A 6334-nucleotide genomic window follows, 5' to 3' on the forward strand; every position below is an offset into this window, starting at 1 on the left:
ACAGAAAAGAGCTTCTAGACTAGACATAGATGGGTTGGGGGTGCTGAGTTTATATATTTTTCAGCTTACTAGCCCCCGCCTTTTCTTTCCTCCCTTATCCCGAACTGACGTTAAGTAAACAGTAGTCATAAGAGGGGAGCATCTCATTTATGCAAGTGAGTAATTATACTTATCCATAAAACTGGTTTCTAGCAAGGCTTTCAAAATAGCTTGACATAAAAACCTGATTTAGGGGTTACAAAGGTGAGATGCTCCCTCATAAGAGATTCTCGAAAGTTATTTACAATTTGCAAGTAAGGTGAAGAGCTTTGAGTCCACGGTGCACGATACTCTTACGCCATTCGATTGGTTCGTTTTGTAGTTGGATATCGGGTATCTGTTGGACTAGGCTATTAATGGCGATCTGTCCTTGAGTGCGTCCTTGAGTGGCACCGACACAATAATGAATTCCCGCTCCGAAGGAAAGATGACGACTCTTTTCCCCTCGGGTGATATCGAGTCGATCCGGATCGGGAAATTGTTCTGGATCACGATTAGCGGAGGCTAGATAGAGATATACTAATTCCCCTGGCTCGATAACTTTACCATCGATCTCAACTCTTTCCGCCGCTTCTCTGGCGATCATTTGGGTCGGTCCTTCATAGCGCAATAACTCTTCGACGGCACTGTGAATCAGTTCAGGATGTTGTTGGAGTTTTTCTAGCTGTTCGGGATTACGGAGTAAAGAGAGTACTCCGTTGCCGATTAAATTAATCCCGGTAGTTTGTCCGCCACTTATTAAAAGAACGCAGATCGATAGTAAATCCTCTTCCTCTAACTTTTCCCCTCGCTCTCTCGCCGTAATAAGATCGCTGAGTAAATCATCCTGTAAGTTGTTTTTTCGATCATTAATGAGCACTTTGAAATATTCGATCAAGTCTAGAGAGACTTGATTAAGATTTTTGTACCCATCGAGAGAGAGCATCGGTTCAAAAATTTGATAGAATAGCTCGTCCGTCCAGTAGTGAAGGCGATCGTGATCGGGTTCAGGTAGTTGGAACATTCTCCCCATCAGGGCTTTTGAGAGGGGACGGGCGAAATCATTGATCACCTCCATCGTTCCTTGCTGGCGGAAGTTATCGAGTAACCGATCGACGGTCTCCTGTAAAAAAGGACGAAGGCGATCGGTCGTCCAATAGACGAGGGCTTTACTGGCGACCGATCGCAAGCGGGTGTGATCGGGAGGATTCAAAAATACAAACCATTTTTGTAGGTTTTCCGTCATCATTTGAAACTCGTGGGTATCGATGCGCTGACTCCCTTTGGCGATACGTTCTGGGACGCGATCGGCATGAAAACGAGGATCTTGAAGAACGAATTTTATATCCGCGTAGCGAGTCAGTACCCAAGCTCCTGTAAAGCTTTTATGGATGGGATCTTCGGTGCGTAGCTGGCGGTAGATCGGATAGGAATCGGCTTGGAATATAAAAGGATTAAATCGCATAATTCGAGGGGGAAAATAATTACAAAAATTAAGGAGAAATTGGGATAAAATTTAGAGATCTAGGGCAGGTTATCCAAACAGGATTTTAAGGTTTCACCCAACTTCTGGACGTGCGGTTCGTGGAACATAGTTTTGTGGTTACCAGAAATAAGGTGTGATTCCCATTCTCCCACCGCGAATTTCCCCCAGCCGAATTTTTCCTCGATATACCATCCCTGACCGAGCGGTTGTTCCAAAGCTTGAAAGAAAGTGACTTTCCCGGAATAGGTCGGCAGCTCTTGTAGGTACTTTTCGGCCATCTGGGTATGATCGGATAACATCTGCAAGCCCGGATCGTCTGCGTCAGCACGAACGACGATTGCGGGGGCTGGTTTCTCTAAAAGTAGCGTGTTACGGTGGCTAGAGGACTGCTTGCTTTTGCGGATCAACTGGTAAGCTTTGCCGCGGATTTTTTGCGTGATGTAATTCGTTCCGGAGTGTCGGACGCTCTGCCAATGCTGTAGGATTCGTTTGGCGAGGGAAAGACGCTTGAAAGAGTCGGGAACGATGGTATCGAAGAGAATCAGGAGGGCGACCGGCTCCCCGCGATCTTGCAATTGTCGAGCCATCTCGAAGGCGACAAAACCACCGAAAGAATGGCCGCATAAATGATAGGGCCCTTTCGGTTGTAAGAGTTGCATTTCTTGGATATAGTGAGCGGCCAGATCGGGGACGGTAGTGAGCGCTTCGGCGTATCGCTCGGTAGGGACAACTCCCAAGCGGTAGTGTAGTCCGTACACGGGCTGTTCCGCTCCGAGATAGGGTAGGAGGGAACGATAGGTTTTCAGACCTTTGCCGAGAACGTGGATACCGAATAGGGGAGGGCGGGAGCCATTCGGCTGGATCGGCACTAGGGACTTCCGGGGAACCGACCAATTTTCTTGGCGAAGAATCGCAGCTAGTTGTTCGATGGTCGGGGCCTCGTAGAGAAGGGCGAGGGGAAATTGTCTGCCGTAGGTTTTTTCGATCGCTACGAGAAGACTGGCGATCAGTTTAGAATCGCCTCCCAATTCAAAAAAGTTATTGTGAATGCCGATCGGTCGTAGGTGTAAGGTGTTTTCCCAAATCTCGATCAGTTCCGCTTCCCATCGATCTCTGGGAGCGACATACATTTCCTCTAGCTCTTGTCCGGGGGAGCTGGAGAGGGTTCGGCAAACCGAATCCTCTACTGGTCGTGCGAAATCCCCTTTTACTTCCTCCGTCTCGATCCAATAGCGCTGACGCTGGAAGGGATAGGTGGGTAGAGATAGACGCTGTCTCGGGCGATCTCCCTCAAAGGCCGACCAATCGATCCCGATCCCCCTGGTGTGTAGGTGGGCTAAACAGAGAAGCAGGGATTCCCATTCCGAGCAAGCGTCTTGCCAACTGGAAAGCCAAGTTCCGGGAAGTTTTGGGTCAGTTGCGGGAAATTCCCAGTGCCGACCGATTTCCAGATAGAGATCGCATTCTGTCCCGGCGAGTTCGGCCAGTTTTTCCGCCCGTCCCGTCCTGGGGGTTTCCTGGTACTCTCCCGTGGCGATGGCGGGAAGGATTGTCTCTAAACTTACGGTTCCTGTCAGGCAGGCGGCGATCGCCTCGCCGATGCCGTAACCGAGCGACGCCTCGGCAACGATCCCCCAGGATTTCCAGACTTCGGCGAGGGCGTATTCTAGGGCGAAACTGAGGACGGGGGTATAACGAGGGAAGGTATCGGGGGCTTCTCGATCATCTTCGGGGTAGAGGAGGGAAAGAAGCGGTTTTTCTAGATAGGGAAGTAAAATTCGCTCGCAGTGTGCTAGGGCCGAGCGGAAAGTGGACTGGGTGCGATAGAGATTATCGCCAGTGCCGACTCGGGGATTTTCCTGGCCGGGGAACCAGAAAGCGACTTTGGCCGGCCGACGGCGATTGATTTTGCCGTGAATGATGCCCTGACCAGGGTGGCCCGTTGCGAAAAGGTGCAGGCGATCGCCGAGTTGTTCGAGGGAGTCCGCCACGATCGCCAGACGGTGATCAAATGGCGATCGCCCAGTATTGGCGGAGAAACAAACATCGGCGAGGGAAAGTTCCGGGTGAGCCGACAAAAACTCGTGATAGCACAGGGCCAGTTCCCGCAGGGCTGCTTCCGTTTTTGCGCCAAGGGTCAGTATCTCGAGGGGGCGCTCTGACGGAGACGGAGCCGATAGTCGGGCTGGCCTCTCCTCGATCACCAGATGGGCGTTCGTACCGCCAAAACCGAAGGAGTTAATCCCAGCGATCGCTGGTTCTTCGCTCTCGGGCCACTCGGTGAGATGGGTGTGGATGGCGAGCGGCAGACGATCGAAACGGACGTGGGGATTCGGTTCTCGGAAATGTAAACTGGGCGGGATCTGTCGATGCCACAGGGAGAGAATCACTTTAATCAGCCCGGCCATCCCGGACGCACCCTCCGCGTGGCCGATATTAGTTTTGACCGTCCCGACGGCGCGGGGAGGCATCGAGGAATCCTCGCTAGAGAAAAATTCGCCTAGGGCTTTCAGTTCCATGTAGTCCCCCAGTACCGTGCCGGTTCCGTTGGCCTCGATGTACTGAACTCGGGAGGGGGAAATGCCCGCCCGATCGTACACTTGGCGGAGAAGGGTTTCCTGGGCCTTGGGGTTGGGAGCGGTTAAACGCTGGCCGCGGCCGTTCTGGTTGGTCGCGCTGGCCCGAATCGAGGCGTATACCCGATCACCCTCGGCGATCGCCCTAGATAGGGGCTTCAAGATCAACACCCCCGCACCCTCGCTCCGCGCGTAACCATTGGCGGACGCGTCAAAAGACCGACAGCGACCGTTTGGGGAGATCATGCCACCTCGGGATAAACCGAGCCACACGCCTGGCAGTAAATTCACGTTTACCCCACCGACAATCGCTAGGCAGCATTCTCCCATTCGTAAACTCTGACAGGCGAGATGGACGGCCACCAAGGAGGAGGAGCAGGCTGTATCGATCGCCAGGCTCGGTCCAGTTAGATCGAGCGTGTAGGAGAGACGGTTAGCGATGATACAGTTCGAGTTATTGGGAACCGTGTAGCCATCGACCTGTTCGGGCTGATTCATCAGAAGAGCGTAGTAATCGACACTGGAGACCCCGACGAATACCCCCACCGGGGAACCGGCGAGTCGTTCGGGAATCTGTCCCGCGTCCTCTAGGGCTTCCCACGCGACTTCCAGAAATAGGCGCTGTTTGGGATCGAGACTAGGGGCTTCTTGGGGATGGATACCGAAAAATTTCGGGTCGAACCGATCGATTCCCTCCAGAAACCCCCCCCATCGGTAGGAGCGATCATCGGGATCATCTAGGGGGACTGTACTCAAGGCGGCCAGTTCTGGGCGATCGCCTGGTACTGCGGACACCGTATCGATCCCGTTGCGGAGATTTTCCCAGAATGCTTCAGGAGTGGGGGAACTGGGGAAACGGCATCCGATCCCGATTACCGCAATTGGTTCTCTATCAGTTATCATCGCTTCATCTAACAGAAAAAATTAGTTTATCCGGTGGTAACAGGCAGGGATTTCAAACCCCTCAGAATAATGTTTTCCCGCCACTCTAACGGATCCGGGGAGAGTTTTAGGTCGGGAAAGGTTCGCACGATCGCCTCGATGGCGATCTGGCCTTCGAGACGTGCCAGGATACTCCCTAGACAGTAATGGATACCGTCAGCGAAAGCGAGATGGCGATTGTCCGAACGGGCTAGATCGAGGTGATCGGGGTCGGCAAACTGGGCGGGATCGCGGTTGGCAGCCCCGAGACAAAGATAGACGAGTTCGCCTGCACCGATCGTTTTTCCCCCCAACTCAATATCCTCGGCGGCGACCCGGCTGGTAAATTGTGCGGGACTGTCATAGCGCAGGAATTCTTCTACTGCGGTAGGGATTAGTTCTAGGTGTCGTTGCAGTTGGCCCATCTGTTCCGGGGAACGTAAGAGGGCTAACATCCCGTTACCGATCAGGTTAACCGTTGTTTCTTCCCCGGCTACAAAGAGAAAAATACAGATCGACAACAGTTCGTTCTCACTTAGTTTGTCCTCCTGTTCGCGGGCTGTGATCAGGGCGCTGAGACGATCCTCGCCGAGAGCGAGCCGTCGTTCTCCGATCAGTCGTCGGAAGTAATCGATCATTTCTCCAGCTACCTCGTTGAGGTACTCGTAATCGCCGAGCGAGCGCAGGGGATCGACTACCCTGGAGAGTTCATCCGCCCAATGACGGAGCTTGTCTAGATCGGCGGCGGGCAGGCCGAGCATCTTGGCGATGACCATCACCGGCAGGGGAGCGGCGAGATCGCCGATCAGATCCAGCCGCTCGCGGTCTTTGACCTGATCGAGTAGTTGGTTCACCATCTCCCGGATCTGGCCCCGCAAACGCTCCACCTCGGCCGACGAGAAGGCTTTGCCGACCAGACTCCGGAGTCGGGTATGGTCGGGGGGATCGAGGAACAATAACCAAGTTCCCGTAGCGATCGCCAAGGCGGCGAAATCCCCGGCGGCTCTGGGTACTACACTTTTGGCGGAGATCCTTCCGGACAACTGTTCCGCGCGAAACCTCGGATCGCGGAGAACTTTCTTGATATCGGCGTATCGGGTCAGTACCCAGGCTCCGTTGAGCGAGCTTTTATGTACGGGATCGCTCTCCTGGAGGCGATGGTAGGTCGGGTAGGGATCGCTCTTGAAACTAGCGAGAAAAGGATTAAAAATTATCTTTCTAACGTCAGTTCGGGATAAGGGAGGAAAGAAAAGGCGGGGGCTAGTAAGCTGAAAAATATATAAACTCAGCACCCCCAACCCATCTATGTCTAGTCTAGAAGCTCTTTTCTGTC

The 6334-nt window shown here is 53.1% G+C and carries 3 protein-coding genes; all 3 read right to left on the minus strand.

Annotation, left to right across the window (positions count from 1 at the left end; genetic code table 11):
* Positions 1–280 precede the first annotated feature (280 nt).
* The 3 genes from LW728_RS22350 to LW728_RS22360 are packed head-to-tail and all read right to left on the minus strand — an operon-like array spanning position 281 to position 6293.
* Positions 281–1483: a cytochrome P450 gene (locus LW728_RS22350; protein WP_287670897.1), complete on the minus strand. Its 1203-nt coding sequence runs from the start codon at positions 1481–1483 to the stop codon at positions 281–283.
* Positions 1484–1542: 59 nt separating this feature from the next.
* On the minus strand, positions 1543–4983 hold the full coding sequence (locus tag LW728_RS22355) for a type I polyketide synthase (protein WP_287670895.1): 3441 nt from the start codon (positions 4981–4983) through the stop codon (positions 1543–1545).
* 26 nt (positions 4984–5009) lie between these two features.
* Positions 5010–6293 carry a cytochrome P450 gene (locus LW728_RS22360; RefSeq protein ID WP_287768368.1) on the minus strand — a complete coding sequence of 428 codons (1284 nt, stop codon included), beginning with the start codon at positions 6291–6293 and terminating at the stop codon, positions 5010–5012.
* Positions 6294–6334: the final 41 nt, after the last annotated feature.

It is taken from the genome of Microcystis sp. 49638_E5 (assembly GCF_021300285.1).
Taxonomy (GTDB): domain Bacteria; phylum Cyanobacteriota; class Cyanobacteriia; order Cyanobacteriales; family Microcystaceae; genus Microcystis; species Microcystis aeruginosa_C.